The organism is Pseudomonas sp. 22189 (genome assembly GCF_052045635.1).
GTDB lineage: Bacteria > Pseudomonadota > Gammaproteobacteria > Pseudomonadales > Pseudomonadaceae > Aquipseudomonas > Aquipseudomonas parakoreensis.
Map to the genome: position 1 here is coordinate 1 of NZ_JBQEPG010000060.1, position 4,006 is coordinate 4,006.

Here is a 4,006-nt window from a genome sequence, read left to right on the forward strand (position 1 = left end):
GCTACGACGCCAGCGCCGACGGTACGACCGCCTTCACGGATAGCGAAACGCAGACCGTCTTCCATCGCGATGGTTTTGATCAGGGTAACAGTCATCTGAATGTTGTCACCTGGCATTACCATTTCAACGCCTTCTGGCAGCTCGCAGTTACCAGTCACGTCAGTAGTACGGAAGTAGAACTGTGGACGGTAGCCTTTGAAGAACGGAGTGTGACGACCGCCTTCTTCCTTGCTCAGAACGTAAACTTCTGCAGTGAACTTGGTGTGCGGCTTAACCGAACCTGGCTTGACCAGAACCTGACCACGCTCAACGTCGTCACGCTTGGTACCACGCAGCAGAACGCCGCAGTTCTCACCAGCACGACCTTCGTCGAGCAGCTTGCGGAACATCTCAACACCGGTGCAGGTGGTGGTGGTGGTGTCACGCAGACCAACGATTTCCAGTGCATCTTGAACGCGAACGATACCGCGCTCGATACGACCAGTCACAACAGTACCGCGACCCGAGATCGAGAACACGTCTTCGATTGGCATCAGGAATGGCTTGTCGATCATACGAACTGGTTCTGGGATGTAGCTGTCCAGAGTTTCAACCAGCTTCTTGACGGCAGTGGTGCCCATCTCGTTGTCGTCTTTGCCTTCCAGCGCCATACGAGCCGAACCGATGATGATTGGAGTGTCATCGCCCGGGAAGTCGTAGGTGGACAGCAGGTCGCGAACTTCCATCTCAACCAGTTCCAGCAGCTCAGCGTCGTCTACCAGGTCAGCCTTGTTCAGGAAAACCACGATGTACGGAACGCCTACCTGACGGGACAGCAGGATGTGCTCACGGGTTTGTGGCATCGGACCATCAGCGGCCGAGCAAACCAGGATAGCGCCGTCCATTTGAGCAGCACCGGTGATCATGTTCTTCACATAGTCAGCGTGACCTGGGCAGTCAACGTGAGCGTAGTGACGAATGTTCGAGTTGTACTCAACGTGCGCGGTGTTGATGGTGATACCGCGAGCTTTTTCTTCTGGAGCGCTGTCGATCTTGTCGAATTCAACTACAGCCGAACCGAAAACTTCGGAGCAGACGCGAGTCAGAGCAGCAGTCAGAGTGGTTTTACCGTGGTCAACGTGACCAATGGTCCCTACGTTGACGTGGGGCAGGGAACGATCAAATTTTTCCTTAGCCATCGATAACACCCTCAACAGAAGAATTAGACGAACGATATCTACCATTAAAACAAAGGCAGATATTCTCATATCTGCCTTGTTATATGGAGCTCTTGAGCGGATTTGAACCGCTGACCTCACCCTTACCAAGGGTGTGCTCTACCAACTGAGCTACAAGAGCTTAACACTTTGCACAACCTGCAAACTTGGAGCGGGTAGCGGGAATCGAACCCGCATCATCAGCTTGGAAGGCTGAGGTTCTACCACTAAACTATACCCGCGGAGCTTGCAGCTCACGCTAAAAATGGTGGAGGGGGAAGGATTCGAACCTTCGAAGTCGTAGACGTCAGATTTACAGTCTGATCCCTTTGGCCGCTCGGGAACCCCTCCTAAGCGAGCCGGCATTCTATACTATGCCAGCCTTCTGTCAAGCATTTTCTCATTAAAAACCTGAGGTTAGCTGCGTTGACACCGCTCCGCGCTGACCACCTGTTTAGGTGTTCGCTGTGGAGCGGGCGCCATTCTATGCAAACTATTCCAGCGGTGCAACCCCCTCACACAGCATTATTTTATGTTTTAACTCATTGAATTCCTTGGAAAGGTTCTGCAACTGCACATCCCCCAATAAACGCTGGCTTTCGGGCGTAATGCGCAACCAGTAACCAAGCTCGGGGAGATCCTTTTGCGACGCCTGAACCTTCACCCCCATGGCCGCTAGACGCAGCTGCAGCGCGGAAATGCTGCTTTCTTGAGTCAAACCACCCAAAAACAGACACTCCTGTCCGCCACGGCGCGCGCCCTGCCCTCCCCCAGAGTCACCATTCGCCTCACTCAGTAAGCGAATATCTTGTTGAGACCCGCGGTACATGCTGAGTGGCGTGACATCTTTCGCACGCAAGGGTGCTTCCTGCTGATGCCAGACGTAATAAAACACATTGAGTACAACGACCAGCAGGAACAACCAACGCATACAAACCTCAAGTTAAAGGACAGGCCATCGCCAACCCTATGAATACCAGGTCAGGGACGATCCGCGCTTCAGGCACAACGTCCGCCACCAACAGAGCATCGCCACCTGTAATAAAAACAGTAAAGCGCTCTCCCCAATAGGATCGAGCCATTTCCACTTGGGTCAGGACGAAACCTCTCAACATTAAAGAGCATCCACGCTCCACCGCTTCGACGGTACTGCGCCCCGGAGCATGGCTCGTCAGCGCTCTTTCGGCAGCCGAGTCCCCATAACGGATTTTCCGGGTATGTGTACGCAATTGGTGACGCATCAAGGGCATCCCTGGGCAAATGAATCCCCCAAGGTGCTCACCTTCGGCATTAATAAAGTCGGCCGTCACTGCAGTGCCGAAATCCAGAATCAGACAGGCGCCCGCAGCCAAATGAAAGCCACCAAGCATCGCCAACCAGCGATCCAGCCCCAAGCGTTCATACTCGTCATAGCCATTCCTGACACCAGACATCTCACTGGCCGACTTGGCGCACACGGCGGAGACACCGAACTCCTGCTCAAGAATCCGGGTGAGCGCGGCAGTTTCTTCGCTGGTTCTTACGCTCACCAATCGACATTTACGCAACGACAGGCCGTCAAATGCGCTCAAGCTATCCACCAGAGCTTGATCCGAGTCGACAACACCCTCCGCGAAAAGACCGCCAGCGGCCGTATTCAATACCCGCCACTTGATAAAGCTATTCCCACAGTCGAGCTCAAGAATCATCACGCAACCTCAGGCTGAGCTCACCACCACTAAAAACTTTTTCCACGCCGTCCACCTTCAAGCGCAGCGCACCTTGGCTATCAATGCCAAGCACAACGCCTTCTATATGACTAACGCCGGCAATCAAAGAAACCGGGCGACCTTGCCACATGTGATCCTTTTCCCACTCTTCCTGGAACGCAGAGAAACCATCAACCTGATGGCGCTGGATATAGCCGCGTAGCTGCTCGCTCAGCTCAGCTACCAAGAGGTTGCGATCGCAGCTTTTGCCCGTTTCCAGTCGTACCGACGTCCATTGCTGGTCAACTTCCTCGGCAACCTGCATGTTTACATTAACGCCAATACCCAGCACCACATGGCAAACATCTGCAGGATCCCCGACTAGCTCAAGAAGAATACCGGCGATTTTCTTGTCTCCGACCAGCACATCGTTGGGCCACTTCAATCCTGCGCCCGCCACCCCCAGCTTTCGCAAGGCGTGCATAACAGCCAAACCGACCACCAGACTCAAGCCCTCAAGCTGACGCATGCCACCTTCTATGCGCAGAACCAGGCTGTAGTAGAGATTTTCAGCAAAAGGGCTTACCCACTTACGCCCACGGCGACCACGACCGGAAATCTGTCGCTCTGCCAATACCAGAAACGGCGCCGCTCGACCCTGATTGATCGCGCGAAGCGCCTCTGCGTTAGTGGAGTCAATGGAGTCAAAGACTGTAATCGGCCAAACCGCTGCCAAGGCACCAATCTTCAGGGGGTCGAGCAGCGTCAGGGGCGCAGCCAGTTGATAGCCTCTGCCCCGGACTTTGTTAATTGACAATCCGAGCTCAGCCTCAAGATGCTGAAGCTGCTTCCACACCGCGCTTCGACTGATTCCCAGGGCAAGCCCCAAGGCCTCACCGGAATGGAATCGACCATCCTTTAAAAGATTCAACAACGTCAGCATGCAGGTCTCGCCTCACAATGAGGCCCGAATAATAGCCATGAGCAGGGCGATTGCATAGAAATCAAGCGCACCACTTTCCTGCGGGCAAAACAAAACCCCAACTGCTTTCGCAATTGGGGTTTCGGAATTTAATCTTGACGATGACCTACTCTCACATGGGGAAACCCCACACTACCATC

At 53.9% G+C, this 4,006-nt stretch carries 4 protein-coding genes and 3 tRNA genes; all 7 read right to left on the minus strand.

The window, feature by feature from the left end; translation table 11 throughout:
- Positions 1–1,178 (minus strand): elongation factor Tu (gene tuf / locus ACTJKS_RS27915; protein WP_440829043.1); only part of this gene is annotated, 1,178 nt, incomplete at its 3' end.
- An 84-nt stretch (positions 1,179–1,262) separates the two neighbouring features.
- Positions 1,263–1,338 (minus strand) — tRNA-Thr (locus ACTJKS_RS27920).
- 26 nt (positions 1,339–1,364) lie between these two features.
- Positions 1,365–1,438: transfer RNA gene (locus ACTJKS_RS27925), tRNA-Gly, on the minus strand.
- A 24-nt stretch (positions 1,439–1,462) separates the two neighbouring features.
- Positions 1,463–1,547 (minus strand) — tRNA-Tyr (locus ACTJKS_RS27930).
- Positions 1,548–1,689: 142 nt separating this feature from the next.
- Positions 1,690–2,127, minus strand: a complete 438-nt coding sequence (locus ACTJKS_RS27935; RefSeq protein WP_108183965.1) for a hypothetical protein — start codon at positions 2,125–2,127, stop codon at positions 1,690–1,692.
- Between the two features lie 7 nt (positions 2,128–2,134).
- Positions 2,135–2,884: a pantothenate kinase gene (locus ACTJKS_RS27940; protein ID WP_108183966.1), complete on the minus strand. Its 750-nt coding sequence runs from the start codon at positions 2,882–2,884 to the stop codon at positions 2,135–2,137.
- Complete coding sequence (gene birA / locus ACTJKS_RS27945; protein ID WP_108183967.1) at positions 2,874–3,827, minus strand: bifunctional biotin--[acetyl-CoA-carboxylase] ligase/biotin operon repressor BirA; 954 nt, start codon at positions 3,825–3,827, stop codon at positions 2,874–2,876. The genes ACTJKS_RS27940 and birA overlap by 11 nt, the downstream gene beginning before the upstream one ends.
- Between the last annotated feature and the right edge of the window lie 179 nt (positions 3,828–4,006).

Bases quoted from the DNA above. Each gene is read 5' to 3' on its own strand.
- birA (WP_108183967.1), bottom strand. From the start codon at position 3,827: ATGCTGACGTTGTTGAATCTTTTAAAGGATGGTCGATTCCATTCCGGT.
- ACTJKS_RS27940 (WP_108183966.1), bottom strand. From the start codon at position 2,884: ATGATTCTTGAGCTCGACTGTGGGAATAGCTTTATCAAGTGGCGGGTA.
- ACTJKS_RS27935 (WP_108183965.1), bottom strand. From the start codon at position 2,127: ATGCGTTGGTTGTTCCTGCTGGTCGTTGTACTCAATGTGTTTTATTAC.